Genomic DNA, 16,252 nt, shown 5'->3' with positions numbered 1-16,252 from the left:
GATGGAGAAAATGTATATGAAGCATTTAAAGCTGAATATATTAAAGAGAAAGAACTGTATTATCTTCTAGAGGAAGATGAAAGGGTTTTAGGAGATTTTTTAAGATCCTTAGGCGAACTTGGTGTATATGGACAAGATAAAATGTTTGATTTAGTTTTTGCTAATTTGAATATTAATATAAAAGAAGCAGAAATTATTTCTAAGAAAAATACAAAATTATACAGATATTTAGGTGTGTGTATTGGGGCTATGATAGTTATATTTTTATTATAGGAAATGGGGGAGTGTATATGTTAGACATAAGTATATTGTTTAAAATAGGTGGTGCTGGAGTTTTAATAATAATATTAGATAAGGTATTAAAAAGTAGTGGAAAGGATGATATAGCAGTAATTACAAATATAGCTGGGGTAGTTATTATTCTACTTATGATTGTGTCTCTTATTGGAGATTTATTTCAATCAGTTAGGACTATATTTATGCTATAGGTGAGGTGATATGGTTATATTAAAAGTTGTCTCTTTTGCTTTTATTGCATTGTTTTTATTTTTACTTTTTAAGGATATGCAAAGTAATATTGCTGTTTTAGTTGCATTAGTTGCTGGAACTTTAATATTCACATTTATGATAGGTGAACTTCAACAAATCATATCGTTTTTAAGTTCAATTGCAAATAAAGCAGGCATAGATGTTGTTTATATTGGAATAATAATGAAAATACTTGCAATAGCATATCTAGCTTCATTTGCAGCTGAGATATGTAAAGATGCGGGAGCTGGGACTATAGGATCTAAAGTTGAATTTGCAGGAAAAATAATGATTTTAGCACTTGCAATTCCAATATTAATGGCTGTATTAGATTCTATATTAAAGATATTGTAGGTGAATAATATGAAGAGAGGTTATAAAAAAACAACAATAATAATAGTATTAACTGTAGTGTTTTCTTTGATTCCTATATTTAGTTCAATATTTTATGGAAGTATTGCAAGTGCAGAAGTTAATAATGAAGAATCTCTAATGGAAAATGTAACAGAAGATGAAATTGCAAAAGAAGCTGAGGATGGTCTTGATAATTTATATAGCTATATAAATAAGATGAAGACGGATGTAGAACTTATAAATGAACTAAATCCAGTAGAATATTTTAAAAGTTATGTTGAAAATGGACAAGGAAATATTACTTTTGCAACAATATCTAAAATAGTATTAGATGTAATGTTTAAGGAAGTTAAAAGTGTTCTGAAACTTGTTATTTCAGTTATAGTTATTGCAATACTGTGTTCTCTTTTAAAAAATCTTCAAGACGCTTTTAAAAATGATAATATATCACAAATAGCTTTTTTTGCATGTTACTCAATATTAATTATGATACTATCAAAAAGTTTTCTTATTGCCTTATCTGTTGCTACCGGTGCAATAAATGAAATGGCGAACTTTATGACTGCGTTATTACCAATACTTGTAACAATGATATCTTTAGCAGGTGGCTTTGTACAAGCTGCTACATTAGATCCAATTATTTTAGTTGCAGTTACTTTAATTCCTAAAATATATGTAACAGTAATAATTCCATTAATACTTATAAGTTTTGTTATGCAATTTGCAAACAATCTTTCAACTGAGTATAAAATAGATAATTTATGTAAATTGGTAAAGCAAGTAGTTCTATGGCTTCAAGGAATAATAATAACTGTTTTTATAGCGGTACTTACCATAAGAGGAATTACGGCAGATACAATGGATGCAGTTGCTCTTAAGACTACTAAATTTGCAATAGATAATTTTATACCAATAGTAGGTAAAACTTTTTCAGATGCAATAACGTCAGTGGCTGGATATTCTCTTATAATAAAAAATGCTATAACAGGTGTTGGTTTAATAGTAATTGTACTGGTTATTTTATATCCAATTATAAAACTTGTGATGATGTCTTTTATATACAAATTATCAGCAGCGCTAGTAGAACCTATTAGTGACAAAAGAATAACTAATGCTTTAGCTTCAGTTGCAGAGGCATTAACACTTTTAATTTCATGTGTTATAAGCGTAAGCTTTATGTTCTTTATATTACTTGGAATAATGGCATCTGCAGGAAAGTTTGTAGTGGGAGGTTAAGTTTTATGGAATTTTTAAAAAGCTTTGTAATAACTTTAGTTACAACAATGATATTCATTACAGCAGTAGAGCTTATTGCCCCAGATAACAGCATGAAAAAATATTTGAAATTTGTTTTAGGTTTAATACTAATTGTAGTTATATTGAATCCAATTTTAAAAATATTTTCTAGTGATGAAAATCAACTAAAAAGTTCTATTGCCTCTTATGAAAATAAATATAAAGAAAAGGAAAGTAATGAATCAGAAAATATTGAGACAAATAAGTTAAGAGAAGAAAGCTTTAAAAGTAATTTTAATAAAAATTGTGAAAATATGCTTAAAAACGAATTTAAAAATATTGATTTTAAATGTGAGTCAAAATGCCAAGTTGATTTTAAGGGTGTAACATTCAAAATAGATTCAATCGACATATTTATAAAGGAAAGGAAAGAGAGGAAAGATAGTAAAATTAAAAAAATCGAGGAAGTAGAAAAAGTTGAAATAGATACTAAATCTAAAAAGGAACAGGAAGAAGAAACTCATAATAATGAGTATAAGGAAATAGTTAAATTTGTACAAAAGGAACTTCAAATTGAAGAGGATAAGATTAACATATACAAAATGAAGTAAAGGGGGAAGCGCTAATTGGATATGAAAAAAATAAAAAAAATACTAGAAGAATTTATTAAAAATAAAAATATAAATAAATTATTGATAATAATATTAATAATAATATTTGTATTAATAGCTTTTAGTATTTTTAAACCTTCTAAGGATAAGAACCTAAATGGAAACAATGAGACTGAAGTATCAGGTACTTTAGAAGAGACGATTCAAAAGGAAGCTAAAATTAAGGATGAGTATGAGAAGCAACAGAAAGAAGAACTTACAAGTATACTAAAGAAAATTGATGGTGTTGGAGATGTTAATGTGATGATGACATTTGAAAGTGGTGAAGTTAAAGTTCCAGCATATGATAAAGATACACAAACTTCTGTAACAGAAGAGACTGATAAAGAAGGCGGAAAAAGATTGAATGAACAGAAAAACGATGGATCTAAAATCGTTATGACGACTGATGACGAAGGAAATGAACCTTTTGTAATACAAACCTATAAGCCTAAAGTACAGGGGGTAGTAGTTGTAGCTGAAGGGGCTAATGTAAGCAGAATAAAATACAATATAGAAAAAGCCGTATCAAATTTATATAATGTATCAGCTGATAAGGTTAATGTATATCCTATGAATGGTTAGCATATAATTCAATAAGTAAAGGATGGGAGGAGTATTAAAATGAATAAAAAACAATTTGGAATTATTTTCACATTGCTTGGCTTGATAATTTGTGTTGGGCTTTTAGCAACAAAACTAAATAATGGTGGGTTAAATGATCCGGATGGATTAAGTCAAGTAGTAGCAAGAGAAGAAGAGGAAAAAGCGAAAGCCGAAGAAACAGCAGCTCAAAAAGATTTCTTCTTTGATTCAAGAAGTGACAAAGAGCAAAAGGATGCAGAAACAATAGAGAATTTAAAAGCAATAGTTAATGATAAGAGCACATCTAAAGAACAAAAAAATAGTGCTCAAAAGGAATTGCTACAAAAAACAAAACAAAAAGATAATGAAAATAGAATTGAAATAAACATAAAAAACAAAGGAATTGAAGATGTGCTATGTACAATAGATGGTAATAAAGCAAAAATTTATGTTAGAACAGATGGTATAGATCAAAAGACAAGTCTTCAATTACAAGAAATTGTTCAAGATGTTGCAAATATAAACGATGTTTCTATAGAAGTTAAGAAATAAATTCGTTGTAATGTAAAATCATATTTGATATAATGAACGTAAGATAAATAGTTTTGTATAAAGCAAAACCTAGGAGGTCAAATTTGATGGAAAGCTTCGATAATGAAAATATTGGGATCGTAAAGATTTCTGATGAAGTTGTTTCAGTTATTGCTGGTATAGCAGCTGAGGAAATCGAAGGTGTTATGGAATTCCAACATGGAGTTACAAATAACATTTCACAACTACTAAAAGGAAAGAAAGCATCAGGAAAGGCTGTTAAAGTTACTCTTGAAGAAGATAGAGCAAGAATTGAGATGGCAGTTACAGTTTTATATGGTGTTAAGATTTTAGATGTTGTAGCTGGAGTTCAAGAAAATGTTAAAAAGACAGTAGAGGCTATGACAGGATTAGTTGTTAGTAGTGTGGATGTATATGTTCAAAACATATATCTACCTAAGAGTTCAGAAAAAGAATCAAAGGAAATGTAATCTCACCCTCTGATAATCAGAGGGTGTTTCCTTGCTTGAATATATAATGTTTAATACTATTAGAATAAGTCTATAATAAGATTATAAGGAATCACTAGGAGGAAAAGATGAGTAGAAAGTTATCAAGAGAAAAAGCGATGGAATTAATATTTAGTACAATGTTAACAAAGGAATCATATGAGGAAGCGATGGAAACATTTGTAGATAATTATGAAGGAAATATAGAAGAAATTGATGTAGAGTACATAAAATCAGCATTAAAAGGTGTTGAAGAAAATAGAGAAGAGATAGATGGATTAATAAAAGCTAATCTTCAAAATTGGAAAATTGAAAGAATTTCAAAAGTAAACCTTGCAATACTTAGACTTGCAATTTATGAAATGAATTACGTAAGCGATGTTCCAGAAAAAGTTGCAATAAATGAAGCGTTAGAAATAACAAAGAGATATTCAGACATAAAATCAGTATCATTCATAAACGGGGTTTTAGATAAAATATACAAAGATAAATAGGGGGTTAATCTTTTGAATAAAATAATAGATGGTAGAGAGATTTCTAAGAACATAAAAGAAGACATTAAGAAGTTTATAGGATATAGAAAAGAAAAAGGACTCGTAATACCTAAGATTGCATCTATTCTGGTTGGAAATGATGGCGGATCAATTTATTATTTGAATTCGCAAGAGAAGGTTGCAACTTCTCTTGGAATTTTATTTGATAAAATTATTTTAGATGAAAGTACAAAAGAAAAAGAACTTAAAGACCTAATTGAAACATTAAATAAAGATAATTCTGTACATGGAATAATGATTCAATTACCACTACCAAAGGGGATCGATGAGAAAAGTATAATAAATTCCATATCTCCTAAAAAAGATATAGATTGTTTAACTTATGAAAGTGTTGGCAAACTATATTTAGGAGAAGATACATTTATACCTTGCACTCCAAATTCAGTGGTAACTTTACTTAAGAGTAAGAATATAAAACTCGAAGGTGCTGAGGTTGTTGTTTTAGGAAGAAGTAATATAGTTGGAAAACCTACAGTTCAACTTCTTTTAAATGAGAATGCAACAGTAACTATTTGTCATTCAAGAACAAAGGATTTAAAAGACATTTGTAAAAAAGCAGATATTCTTATAGTTGCTATAGGAAGACCTAAATTTATTAATTCTGAATACATAAAGAAAGATGCCGTTGTAATTGATGTTGGAACATCATCTTTTGAAGGTAAGATTACTGGTGATATCGACTTTGATGATGTTATAGAAGATGTATCTTTAATAACACCAGTTCCAGGAGGAGTAGGTGCACTTACAACAACACTTTTAATAAAAAACGTTTGTGAGGCAATTGATAAAAATGAGAATTAAAATTTTAAAAGTTTCAGAGGTTAATAACTACATTAAAAAAATCATAGATAATGACTTTATATTAAATAATCTCTCTGTAAAAGGAGAGATTTCTAATTTAAAGTATCATTCAAGTGGACATATTTATTTTTCATTAAAAGATGATAGTGGGAAAATAAATTGTATTATGTTTAAAAGTGATGCGCTTAATTTAGACTGTGTACTAAAAGAAGGCATGGAAATAGTTGTTAGGGCAAGGGCATCAATTTATCCTGCAACAGGAAGCCTTCAATTATATTGTAGAGAAATAGAAGAAAGTGGAGTTGGAGAACTTCATATAAAATTTCAAAAACTTAAAGAAAAACTTTCAAAAGAAGGCTTGTTTGATGAAGAATTCAAAAAAGCTATACCACAAAACATAAAGAGACTTGGAGTTGTAACTGCACTTACTGGAGCTGCAATTCACGATATATTAAATGTATCAAGACGAAGAAATCCTTCTGTAGATATCGTTTTATATCCAGCTAAAGTTCAAGGAGAAGGCGGGTATAAAAGTATAATAGATGGTATAAAATATTTTAATGATAAAAAATCAGTTGATGTTATAATAATAGGAAGAGGTGGCGGTTCCATTGAAGAACTATGGAACTTTAATGAAGAGGAATTAGCTTATGCTATTTTTAAATCAAAGATCCCTATAATATCAGCAGTTGGACATGAGGTCGATTACACAATATCAGACTTTGTTTCAGATTTAAGAGCAGCAACACCATCACAAGCTGCAGAAATTGCTGTGACTAATAAAGAAGAGTTAGCTATGGAAATATTAAACATAAAAACTTTACTAAATAAAAATATTGATAGTATAATAAATAGAGAAAAAAACAGATTGGAATCTTTAGAAAAAATTCTATCATTACATTCACCAGTAGCTAAAATAAGCAATTCTTATATCGAATTAGATAGAATAAAAAGAGATTTGAATAAAATCATTTTAAATAGATTAAATGAAGAAAAAAATAAATTACGAGAGTTAAATTCACTTTTAATTGCAAACAATCCATTAACTATACTAAACAAAGGGTTTGCTATAGTTAAAGATGAAAATGGAGTTATTAAAAGTAAGAATAATTTGAATATGGAAAAAAATATTGAGATAATATTAAATGATGGAAGTATAAAAGGGAAATTTAATCCTAACTAAAAAGGAGATAAATATGGCAAAGAAAGTTAGTTATGAGGATACACTTCAAAGTTTAAGAGATACATTGGAAAATCTTGAAAATAACGAATTAAATATAGAAGATGCTATGAAAGAATATGAAAAAGGTATCAAAATAGTGAATAAGCTTTATAAAACATTAAATACCTATGAAGGTAAAATATCAAAAGTAAGAGATGAAGAAGAAGTGGAGTTTGATTACAGTGATGAATATTAATGATTTAAAGTGTGAAATAGATTCATATTTAAATGATTACTTTAAAGGAAAAGAAGGGTACAATAAAATAATTTATGAGGCGCAAAGTTATAGTTTAAATATTGGGGGAAAGAGAGTAAGACCAATATTAGCATTATTAACATATGAAGCTTATAGCGGGAAATGGGAAAATGCATTAAAGATGGCAGCAGCAATAGAAATGATACATACATATTCACTTATACATGATGATTTACCATGTATGGATGATGATGACTTAAGAAGAGGTAAGCCTACTAGTCATAAAGTGTATGGTGAAAATATAGCTGTTTTAGCTGGAGACGCATTATTAAGTGAAGCTATGACATTACTTATGGAAAATATAAAAGATAATGGAGCTTTAGCGGTAGAGTCTTCATTAGAAATATCAAAAGCAGCAGGAGCTCATGGAATGATTGGTGGTCAGGTTGTTGATATTTTAGGTGAAGGAAGAAGTATATCAGAAGATGAACTTAGATATATGCACCTTAAGAAAACTGGTGAATTAATAAGAGCATCAATTGTATCAGGTGCAATGCTTGGTAATGCGCCTAAAGAAGATGTTAAAAAGCTTAATGAGTTTGGTGAAAAATTAGGTTTAGTCTTCCAAATAAAAGATGATTTATTAGATGTAGTAGGAAATGAAAAAAAATTAGGCAAAAAAATACATGCAGACGATGAAAAGGATAAAACTAACTTCGTATCAGTATATGGTATAGATAAATGCCAAGAGATGTGTAAACATACTACAGATTGTTGTATTGAACTACTAAAAACTCTTACGGTAAATAGTGACAGTCTAGTAGAACTTACAAATAACCTTCTAGCAAGGGAATATTAAGAAGAGGATTGGGATAATATGAAGGATATTTTAAACGAAATAAAATCTCCTAATGACGTAAAAAAATTAACTTTACCAGAAATGTATGAGTTATCAGATGAAATTAGAAGTTTTTTAATAGATTCAGTATCTAAAACCGGAGGACATTTATCTTCAAATCTTGGTGTTGTAGAGTTAACATTAAGTTTGTTTAGTGAATTCGATTTAGAAAAAGATAAGATTGTTTGGGATGTTGGACATCAAACATATATTCATAAGATACTAACAGGAAGAAAAGAAAGGTTTGATAACCTTAGAATGTACAACGGAATGAGTGGATTCCCAAAGAGAAATGAGAGTAAGTATGATGCTTTTGATACAGGACATAGTAGTACATCAATATCTTCTGCACTTGGAATGGCTCGTGCAAGAGATTTAAAAGGCGAAAAAAATAATATTATATCTGTTATTGGAGATGGTGCTTTAACTGGTGGAATGGCACTTGAGGCTTTAAATGATTTAGGATTTACTAAAACAAAAATGATAGTAATTTTAAATGATAATCAAATGTCTATTTCAACAAATGTTGGAGGTCTTTCATCTTATTTAAATAAAATAAGAATTGAACCTGAATATAACAGATTTAAAGAAGGAATAAACAAAAAATTAAAAAACACTCCTTCAGGGAAAAAAATAGCAAAAAAATTAGGTAAGTTAAAAGATAGCATAAAACAACTTATTGTACCATCTATGCTTTTTGAAGATATGGGAATAAAATATTTAGGACCAATAGATGGACATAATATAGATGAAATGAGAAAAGTTTTATCAAAAGCTAAAAATATAGATGGACCAGTTATTATACATGTGGCTACTCAAAAAGGTAAAGGATATGAACATGCAGAGAAAAGTCCAGATAAGTATCATGGAGTATCTCCATTTGATTTAGAAAGTGGAGAACCATTAAATACAGCTAAATGTAACTACTCAAAAGTTTTCGGACAATCATTAGTTTCTATAGCAAAAGAAGATACAGATGTAGTAGCAATAACTGCTGCAATGCCTGACGGGACTGGATTAAATGATTTTAGACAAACCTTTGAAAAAAGATTTTTTGATGTTGGCATAGCAGAACAGCATGCAGTTACGCTAGCAGCTGGAATGGCGAGTTCAGGTTTAAAGCCAGTATTTGCAGTATATTCAACTTTTCTTCAAAGAGCCTATGATCAAGTTTTGCATGATGTATGTATTCAAAACCTTCCAGTAGTTTTTGCCATAGATAGAGCTGGAGTAGTTGGAGAGGACGGAGAAACACATCAAGGTATATTTGATATATCATATTTAACAATGATACCAAATCTTACTATGATAGCACCTAAATGTTTAGGTGAAGTCGATTTATTATTAAGGTGGGCATTAAGTTTTGGAGCACCAGTAGCTATAAGATATCCTAGAGGTGGAGATGTTATTTGTGATTTAAGTCCACTTAATGAAGTTGAATTTGGAAAATGGGAAGTGCTAGATAATAGTGACAAATCAAAAGTTGCAATAATAGCGACTGGCAAAATGACTCAGCATGCAATGCTAGCTAAAGATATACTAAATGAAAAAGGTATTTATCCTAAAGTTATAAATGCAACATTTATAAAACCTTTAGATGAATCTATGCTAAGAGAATTAGTTAATGAAGAATATGATATAATAACAGTTGAAGACAATATAATACATGGTGGAATGGGAGCTAGTATTTTATTATCATTAAATGAATATGGTTTTAAAGGTAAATTTAAAGCATTAGGTTATGATAATAAATTTATAGAACAAGGAAATGTTAATGTTCTATATAAAGATGCTAACATAGATCCAAATGGAATAAGCGAAGAAGTAATAAAATTCTTAGATACAAGGAGATAAAAATGTCAGATAAGAAAGAGAGACTTGATGTTTTATTAGTAGAAAAAGGAATAATACCATCAAGAGAGAGAGCAAAAACAAATATTATGGCAGGAAAAATATTTGTAGACGGACAAAGAGTAGATAAAGCAGGAGCTAAGATTAGCGTAACTGCAAATATAGAGTTCAAAGGTGATACAATACCTTATGTAAGTAGAGGGGGATTAAAACTTGAAAAAGCATTAAAGCAATTTCCACTTACTTTAGATAGAAAGGTATGTATGGATATTGGAGCTTCAACAGGTGGATTTACTGACTGTATGCTTCAAAATGGTGCAAGCAAAGTATTTTCAGTTGATGTTGGATATGGACAATTTGCATGGAAGCTTAGAACTGATGATAGAGTAGTCTGTATGGAAAGAACAAATATTAGATACGTAACGCCAGAAGATATTGGTGAAAAGCTGGATTTTGCATCTATTGATGTATCTTTTATCTCTTTAAAAACAATAATGCCAGCAACTGTAAATTTATTAAAGGATGATGGAGAAGTTGTTGCTTTAATAAAACCACAATTCGAAGCTGGTAGAGATAAAGTAGGTAAAAAAGGTGTTGTTAGAGAACAAAGTACACATAAAGAAGTAGTTGAAAAAATAGTTAATTATTTATTAGAACATGATTTAAATGTTCTAGGAATAAGCTATTCACCTATAAAAGGTCCAGAAGGAAATATAGAATACCTTGTGTATTTCTCAAAAGATAAGAATAAAGAAAGTAATTTTAAAATAGAGGATATAGAAACTATAGTTTCTGCGTCACACACAGAAATATAAAGGCGGTGGGTTATGAAACATATAGGTATTGCGATAAATCCATCAAAGGATCCTGAAGGGATTATTGTAAACTTAGTATTACAAAAAATTAAAAATGTATTTGAAGAATCAAAAATTCAAATCTTTAATACATATAAATTAACTTCTGATGATATATCAAAAGACATAGATGTTCTTATAATACTTGGAGGAGACGGTACACTTCTTGGTGTTGCAAGAAAAATATCAAATGAGTTAAATATACCTCTCTTAGGTATTAATATAGGAAATTTAGGTTTTTTAAGTAGTATAGATATATCAGAAATAGATAAGGCATTATATAAACTTAAAAATAAAAAGTATAAAATAGAAGAGAGAATGCTTTTAAAATGTAGTATTAATAATGTAAAAAACTCAGAGCAAATTGCATTAAATGATGTAGTTATAGCAAGAGGTACTTTATCTAGAATGACTAAGTTTAACATATATGTAGATAACAAGTATTATACATCTTTCAATGGGGATGGGCTTATTATTGCAACACCTACTGGTTCTACTGCCTATTCATTTTCTGCAGGAGGACCATTTATTTATCCAGATTTAGATGTTATACTTATTACACCAATATGTCCGCACACTAAAAGCATGCAAACAATGGTTTTAAGAGGAGATAGCAAAATAACTGTAAAGACATTTCATGAAGAAGAGGATGTTTATTTAACAGTTGATGGTCAAAAAGTATATGAAGTTAATAAAAAGGCAACAATTGAGGTAAATAGGACAGAAAATGAAGCTAAATTGATACAATTTGACGATTATGATTACTTTGAAGTATTAAGAACAAAAATTTTAAACAAATAATAGAATGAGATGGTGATGTGCATTGAAATCAAAAAGACATGAAAAAATATTAGAAATAATTAAAAATAAAGATATAGAAACTCAAGAGGAACTTGCAGATGAATTAAAAAAATCTGGCTTTGATGTTACTCAAGCTACAGTTTCAAGAGATATTAAAAATTTAAAACTATTAAAGATGCAATCAGTTACAGGAAATTATAAATATGTTGTTCCAACAAAAGAGTCATCAAATATTTCAGATAAGCTAGCTAGTATATTGTCAAATGCAGTAACAAATGTTGAAAATGTAGATAAAATGGTTGTTGTAAAGACTTTTACTGGTGGCGCATCAGCAGCTGCTGAAGCAATTGATACTCTAGGGTTTGAAGATATAGCTGGAACTGTTGCGGGTGATAATACAATTTTTATTTTAGTTAGAAGTTTAGAGGGTGCTGAAGAAATTGTTGAGAGAATAAAAAGTAGAATTAATTAGTTATTTAAGGGTGGTATAAATGTTAATTCAATTAAATATTAAAAACTTTGCACTAATAGAAGATATTTCTATTGATTTAGGAAAAGGATTTAATATACTATCTGGAGAAACAGGTGCTGGTAAATCAATATTAATAGATGCAATTGATTATGTTTTAGGCGGGAAGTTTTCTAAAGATTTAATTAGAACTGGTGAAAATAAAACATCAGTTGAAGCAATATTTGATATAAAAGATAGTAATGTATGTAGTGTATTAAATGAACTTGATGTAGAACATGATGATACTTTAATAATACTAAGGGAAACGTTGATAAGTGGAAAAAGTATTGTTAAAGTAAATGGAAAAAGCCTTATAGTTACTCAACTTAAGAGAATAAGAGAGAAGCTTTTAGATATACACGGCCAACATCAAAATCAAGATCTTTTACATAAGAGTAGTCATGTAAATTATTTAGATAGTTATATAGGCTATGAAATTGAAAAAGAACTCCATAAATTTTATAGTTTAAAAGATGAACTTATAAAAGTAAGAGATAAAATAAGATCTATAAGTGGAAATAAAGATAGTGAGAAACTTATAGATTATATAGTTTTTCAAATGGATGATATTGAAAAAGGAAAATTAAAAGTTGGCGAAGAAGACGACCTAAAAGAAGAATACAACTTATTATCTAATGCAGAAAAGATAACACATGGAATAAGTACTAGTTATAACTATTTAAATGGTAATGAAAGTTCTAATGTACTTGAAACACTATCAAAAGTTATTTCAGAACTTACATCTATTGAAGAACATTTAGGCAAAATAAAAGAAAAAAGAGAAGTTATTGAGGAAGCTTTTTATAATATAGAAGAAGCTTCACGTGAACTTAGATATATGACAGAAGATATTCATTATGATGAAACAGAACTTGAACGTATAAATGAAAGATTATTTGTAATAAATAATTATAAAAAGAAATATGGAGGCTCTGTTGAAGCTGTTTTAGAGAATTTTGATAATTTAAAAAAGAGGCATGAAGAGCTGATACATGCAGAAGAAATTATTAATGAACTCCAAGTAAAAGAAGAAGAGATTCTTTCAAAAATGAAAAAAGTTGGAGAAAAAATAAGTAAAATAAGAAAACAGCATAGTAAAGAGCTTGAAGAAAAAATATTAAGTGAACTTGAGTATGTTGGATTAGATAAGTCAAGAATGGAAATATTAATAGAGATGCAACAAACTTTTAATGATAAAGGATTTGATGATGTAACATTTATGATATCTACAAATCCAGGTGAACCATTAAAATCATTAGAAAAAGTATTGTCTGGAGGAGAACTTTCAAGAATAATGCTTGCATTAAAATGTGTTTTCGCAGATAAAGATGATATTGAGACTTTAATTTTTGATGAAATTGATACTGGAATAAGTGGTCAAGTAGGTCAAAGAGTTGGAGAGAAGATGTATCAAGTTTCGATAGACCACCAGGTTCTTTGTATAACACATCTTCCTCAAATTGCAATATTGTCTGATCAACATTATTTTGTATCTAAAGAAGTTAAAAATGAGAAAACATTCACAAAAATAAGATTATTATCTAATGATGAAAAAATTTATCAAGTCGCTACTATGTTAGGTGGCGATAGTGTAAGTAATGCAACTTTGGAAAATGTAAGAGAGATGTTTATAAACTCTAATTCAAAAAAAACTCAATTAAAAGCTTTATAATACATATCTTTAAAGATATAGGGAAAAAATAAAACCACGGGAATTCCGTGGTTTTATTTTTTTATTTTAAAAAAATTTGTCTATTATAGTAATGTTAATACAGAATATAAGGCATGTCTTAAGGGTAACTTAAGAATAGAGGCAAAGGAGGAGGAGAAATGAAAAAGAGAATTATTAAATCAATCAGTTTCTTAATGACATTAATTGCTTTACTAATGTTAACAACAATCTTTACTCTTAAAGATATGCCAGATAAGGTATATACCAATCAAGATGTAGAAACTACTTCAGTATTTAAAGATATAAATCCGTTAGGATATGTTAAATACAATGGAGATACAGTTGATATTAGCTTTATGGGTTTAATTCCTCTAAAGTCTGTTGAAGTACATAGCGCTAAAGATCTTAGATTATATCCAGGTGGAACGAGTGTTGGTGTAAGACTTTCATCAAATGGTGTATTAGTTGTAGGTTTTTCAGATTTAATAAGGTCAAATGAAACAATGGAAAGTCCAGCTAAAACCTCAGAAGTAGAACTTGGAGATTTAATAACTCACATAAATGGGAAAAGGGTTTATACAAGTAAAGAAGTATTAAATATGGTCAAAAATTCTAAAACTGAAAAAATGACATTAACAATAGATAGAGAAGGAAAAACAGTCAATAAAGAAATAACTTTGAAAAAAGAAGAAGATGAATATAAGCTTGGTCTTTGGGTAAGAGATTCCACAGCAGGTGTTGGTACGCTTACTTTTTATGATGAAGCTAGTGGTAAATTTGGAGCATTAGGACACCCAATAACAGATGGAGATACTAATACTAAATTCACTGTAAAATCAGGAGAACTTTTAGAAGCCTCAGTAATAAGTTTGAGAAAAGGTGAAAAAGGTTCACCAGGTGAACTTAAAGGAATATTTACAAATGAAGATGAGGCAATTGGTAGTATAGAAAAAAATACTCAATGTGGAATATTTGGAACAAAAGAAAACTCAACAATAAAAAAACATATGAAAGAAACTATGCCAGTAGGATTCAGAGATGAAGTAAATGTTGGAAAAGCAAAAATAATAACTACTATAGATGAAAAAGGTCCAAAAGAATATGATATTGAAATAGTTAAAAAACTAAGTCAAGAAGTAAAAGGTCCCAAAAGTATGATAATAAAAATAACAGATAAAGAATTATTAGAAAAAACAGGTGGTATAATACAAGGAATGAGTGGAAGTCCTATTATACAAAATGGAAAAATAATTGGAGCAGTAACACATGTTCTGATAAATAAACCTGATGTAGGATATGGAATATACATAGACTGGATGTTACAAGATGCAGGTATAATAAAATAAAAAATAGTACTAGGGTAAGGCAAAATTTGTCTTACCCTAATACTATTATCGGAGTAAAGGGTGAAATTATATAAAAAATAAATAAATTTGGAAAAAATTTACTAGAAACCCTAGACGAAAGGATATAAATAGTGTATAATTTACAAATAGTGGAAGGTATTTAAAGGTTAAACTAAAATACTGAGTTAAAGTGATTATTTCTACAATAAAAAATTTATATTGTATTATAAAGAGGATTTTTTTTACAAGTGTCGAATTAATATAGTGATACATATTATTAAAATGAACTTTAATAATAAATTTAAAATTTAGGGTAGAAAATAATTGTAGAATATAAAATGTATAAAGGGGAGAAAAAGATGGAAGATTCAAAGATTTCTGTACTTATTGCCGATGACAATAAAGAATTTTGTAGCATTTTAAATGATTACTTATTAAATCAGAAGGATATTGTTGTAACAGGTATAGCAAAAGATGGTAGAGAGGCTTTAACATTAATCGAAGCAAAAAAACCGGATTTAGTTGTTCTAGATATAATAATGCCACATTTAGATGGGCTAGGTGTCCTAGAAAAATTAAATAATATGAATTTAGAAAAAAATCCTAGAGTTATTGTATTATCTGCAGTTGGACAAGATAAAATAACTCAGCAAGCAATTACATTAGGAGCTGATTATTACGTAGTTAAACCATTTGATATGGATATTTTCACAAAAAGAATAAGAGAAATGTTTAATACTGGCGTTAATAAGAATGTTGGTATGTCAAGACAAAGTGGAATGTCCGCAAGTGATATGGTTTCACATAGTAGTTCAATTTCATATAATGAACCAGTTGATTTAGAAACTGAAATAACAAGTATAATACATGAAATAGGTGTTCCAGCTCATATTAAGGGATATATGTATTTAAGAGAAGCTATAACAATGGTAGTTAACGATATGGAACTGTTATCTGCTGTTACTAAGGAATTATACCCTTCAATAGCTAAGAAATACAATACAACAGCTTCTAGAGTTGAAAGAGCTATAAGACATGCTATAGAAGTAGCTTGGGGCAGAGGACAAGTAGACGCAATTAATAAGCTTTTTGGATATACAATCCATAACGACAAAGGCAAGCCTACTAATTCAGAATTTATCGCGATTATCGC

The 16,252-nt window shown here is 28.8% G+C and carries 19 protein-coding genes and 1 pseudogene; all 20 read left to right on the top strand.

Translation table 11 applies throughout. The annotated features are described in order from the left end of the window. Nucleotides 1-273: pseudogene (locus RSF37_RS13390) on the top strand (stage III sporulation protein SpoIIIAB); the annotation flags it as partial. Between the two features lie 17 nt (nucleotides 274-290). Beyond that, on the top strand, nucleotides 291-488 hold the full coding sequence (gene spoIIIAC / locus RSF37_RS13385; protein WP_332564885.1) for a stage III sporulation protein AC: 198 nt from the start codon (nucleotides 291-293) through the stop codon (nucleotides 486-488). A gap of 10 nt (nucleotides 489-498) precedes the next feature. After that, nucleotides 499-882 carry a stage III sporulation protein AD gene (gene spoIIIAD / locus RSF37_RS13380; protein ID WP_332564884.1) on the top strand — a complete coding sequence of 128 codons (384 nt, stop codon included), beginning with the start codon at nucleotides 499-501 and terminating at the stop codon, nucleotides 880-882. Nucleotides 883-891: 9 nt separating this feature from the next. After that, nucleotides 892-2,118, top strand: coding sequence for a stage III sporulation protein AE (gene spoIIIAE, locus RSF37_RS13375; RefSeq protein ID WP_332564883.1), 1,227 nt, complete (start codon nucleotides 892-894; stop codon nucleotides 2,116-2,118). A gap of 5 nt (nucleotides 2,119-2,123) precedes the next feature. Then, a complete protein-coding gene (gene spoIIIAF, locus RSF37_RS13370) occupies nucleotides 2,124-2,729 on the top strand; it encodes a stage III sporulation protein AF (RefSeq protein ID WP_332564882.1) in 606 nt (201 codons plus the stop codon). Between the two features lie 15 nt (nucleotides 2,730-2,744). Next, entirely contained in the window at nucleotides 2,745-3,353 is a 609-nt protein-coding gene (gene spoIIIAG, locus RSF37_RS13365; protein WP_442878506.1) for a stage III sporulation protein AG, read from the top strand. A 39-nt stretch (nucleotides 3,354-3,392) separates the two neighbouring features. Next, entirely contained in the window at nucleotides 3,393-3,905 is a 513-nt protein-coding gene (locus RSF37_RS13360) for a SpoIIIAH-like family protein (protein WP_332564881.1), read from the top strand. A gap of 86 nt (nucleotides 3,906-3,991) precedes the next feature. Next, nucleotides 3,992-4,375 carry an Asp23/Gls24 family envelope stress response protein gene (locus RSF37_RS13355; RefSeq protein WP_332564880.1) on the top strand — a complete coding sequence of 128 codons (384 nt, stop codon included), beginning with the start codon at nucleotides 3,992-3,994 and terminating at the stop codon, nucleotides 4,373-4,375. A gap of 107 nt (nucleotides 4,376-4,482) precedes the next feature. Further along, nucleotides 4,483-4,887 (top strand): transcription antitermination factor NusB, encoded by a 405-nt coding sequence (nusB, locus tag RSF37_RS13350; protein ID WP_332564879.1) that lies wholly within the window; start codon nucleotides 4,483-4,485, stop codon nucleotides 4,885-4,887. Between the two features lie 12 nt (nucleotides 4,888-4,899). Then, nucleotides 4,900-5,748: a tetrahydrofolate dehydrogenase/cyclohydrolase catalytic domain-containing protein gene (locus RSF37_RS13345; protein WP_332564878.1), complete on the top strand. Its 849-nt coding sequence runs from the start codon at nucleotides 4,900-4,902 to the stop codon at nucleotides 5,746-5,748. Further along, entirely contained in the window at nucleotides 5,738-6,931 is a 1,194-nt protein-coding gene (gene xseA / locus RSF37_RS13340) for an exodeoxyribonuclease VII large subunit (RefSeq protein ID WP_332564877.1), read from the top strand. Before RSF37_RS13345 ends, xseA begins: the two co-directional genes overlap by 11 nt. A 13-nt stretch (nucleotides 6,932-6,944) precedes the next feature. Next, nucleotides 6,945-7,166, top strand: coding sequence for an exodeoxyribonuclease VII small subunit (gene xseB / locus RSF37_RS13335; protein ID WP_332564876.1), 222 nt, complete (start codon nucleotides 6,945-6,947; stop codon nucleotides 7,164-7,166). Continuing rightward, nucleotides 7,156-8,025: a polyprenyl synthetase family protein gene (locus tag RSF37_RS13330; RefSeq protein WP_332564886.1), complete on the top strand. Its 870-nt coding sequence runs from the start codon at nucleotides 7,156-7,158 to the stop codon at nucleotides 8,023-8,025. Before xseB ends, RSF37_RS13330 begins: the two co-directional genes overlap by 11 nt. Nucleotides 8,026-8,043: 18 nt before the next feature. Beyond that, nucleotides 8,044-9,918, top strand: a complete 1,875-nt coding sequence (gene dxs, locus RSF37_RS13325; RefSeq protein ID WP_332564875.1) for a 1-deoxy-D-xylulose-5-phosphate synthase — start codon at nucleotides 8,044-8,046, stop codon at nucleotides 9,916-9,918. A 2-nt stretch (nucleotides 9,919-9,920) separates the two neighbouring features. Then, the gene (locus tag RSF37_RS13320) at nucleotides 9,921-10,730 is read left to right on the top strand and encodes a TlyA family RNA methyltransferase (protein WP_332564874.1); all 810 of its coding nucleotides are present in this window, start codon (nucleotides 9,921-9,923) and stop codon (nucleotides 10,728-10,730) included. A 12-nt stretch (nucleotides 10,731-10,742) separates the two neighbouring features. Then, a complete protein-coding gene (locus tag RSF37_RS13315) occupies nucleotides 10,743-11,570 on the top strand; it encodes an NAD(+)/NADH kinase (protein WP_332564873.1) in 828 nt (275 codons plus the stop codon). A 22-nt stretch (nucleotides 11,571-11,592) separates the two neighbouring features. Continuing rightward, on the top strand, nucleotides 11,593-12,042 hold the full coding sequence (locus tag RSF37_RS13310; RefSeq protein ID WP_332564872.1) for an arginine repressor: 450 nt from the start codon (nucleotides 11,593-11,595) through the stop codon (nucleotides 12,040-12,042). A gap of 19 nt (nucleotides 12,043-12,061) precedes the next feature. Further along, the gene (recN, locus tag RSF37_RS13305; protein WP_332564871.1) at nucleotides 12,062-13,753 is read left to right on the top strand and encodes a DNA repair protein RecN; all 1,692 of its coding nucleotides are present in this window, start codon (nucleotides 12,062-12,064) and stop codon (nucleotides 13,751-13,753) included. A gap of 158 nt (nucleotides 13,754-13,911) precedes the next feature. Continuing rightward, nucleotides 13,912-15,099, top strand: coding sequence for a SpoIVB peptidase (spoIVB, locus tag RSF37_RS13300; protein ID WP_332564870.1), 1,188 nt, complete (start codon nucleotides 13,912-13,914; stop codon nucleotides 15,097-15,099). Nucleotides 15,100-15,458: 359 nt separating this feature from the next. Next, the coding region (gene spo0A / locus RSF37_RS13295) for a sporulation transcription factor Spo0A (protein ID WP_332564869.1) at nucleotides 15,459-16,252 on the top strand (794 nt) is incomplete at its 3' end.

The sequence above is a fragment of the Clostridium sp. genome, from assembly GCF_036643715.1.
GTDB lineage: Bacteria > Bacillota > Clostridia > Clostridiales > Clostridiaceae > Clostridium.
This window is presented reverse-complemented; position numbering and strand designations above follow the sequence as displayed.